At 66.9% G+C, this 909-nt stretch carries 2 protein-coding genes; both read left to right on the top strand.

Features of this window, described 5'->3' with window-relative positions; all coding sequences use genetic code 11:
- The coding region (locus HMPREF0591_RS29995) for a hypothetical protein (protein WP_007172655.1) at positions 1 to 399 on the top strand (399 nt) is incomplete at its 5' end.
- A gap of 34 nt (positions 400 to 433) precedes the next feature.
- The gene (locus tag HMPREF0591_RS29990; RefSeq protein ID WP_007172654.1) at positions 434 to 838 is read left to right on the top strand and encodes a hypothetical protein; all 405 of its coding nucleotides are present in this window, start codon (positions 434 to 436) and stop codon (positions 836 to 838) included.
- Positions 839 to 909 lie beyond the last annotated feature (71 nt).

Raw genomic sequence — 909 nt, 5'->3', positions numbered from 1 at the left:
GTCATGTGCTACAACCGCATCGCGATCCTGGCTGATCTTCACACCGCGCTGACCGACGGACCCTGCAACCCCAGCCGCGGCCTCGCCGAACTCGCCGCGCCCCTGCTGGCCGATAACACCTACACCACCGCGCTGTACAAGATCGCCGAGCGCCTGCCCCTGCGGGCCGCCCTGCTATGGAGCCGCATCGGCGACCAGCTCAGCGGACAACCCCGAATCGAAGCCCTCACACTGGCCGCCGTGTTCGCCCTCAAAGGCGGAAACCCCGGCATCAGCGCCACTTTGATCAACCGTGTCGACGTCGCGGTCCGCCGCAACCACACCCAAGCCCCGGCGATGATCAACGTCCTCAAACTCGACCACCGCGTCCGCGAGCACCTCCCTTACCTGCCCGCCTAAACGCCCGCACCGCCCAACCCTCAAAGGAGTCATCATGAGCAATCACACCGAATGGGGCCACGCCGCGCACAGCCTCTACACCCTGCATCGGCGAGAGCAAGGCATCGAGGAACTCCGCCCCGACGACCAAGACCAGGTCACCGGGCCGTTCATCCTCGGCCTCTGGAACGAAAACGGCGACGGCCTTGCGCTGCAAGGCACCCGCCGCGAAATCCTGGACTACCTCAGGCTCGCCATCGCCCACGTGCAGCGCGAAACCGACCCGCGCCTCGAACTCGACCAAGCCCTCAGACGGCTCCACGCGCTACGGCACGAACGCAGCCTGGCCCTCGACAACGCGCGCCACCGCACCCGCGGTATCGCTGACCTCGACGAGCACGAGGTCAACCTGCTCAACGACATCGCCGACGCCGCCGCCGAAGTCAACAACCAACTCTAATCCCTGCCGGGCCCGGCCGACTCCCACCACCAGGGGGTTGGCCGAGCCCCCCCTTTTCTTCCGGCCCAGCA

The organism is Mycobacterium parascrofulaceum ATCC BAA-614 (assembly GCF_000164135.1).
GTDB classification, from domain to species: domain Bacteria; phylum Actinomycetota; class Actinomycetes; order Mycobacteriales; family Mycobacteriaceae; genus Mycobacterium; species Mycobacterium parascrofulaceum.
This window is presented reverse-complemented; position numbering and strand designations above follow the sequence as displayed.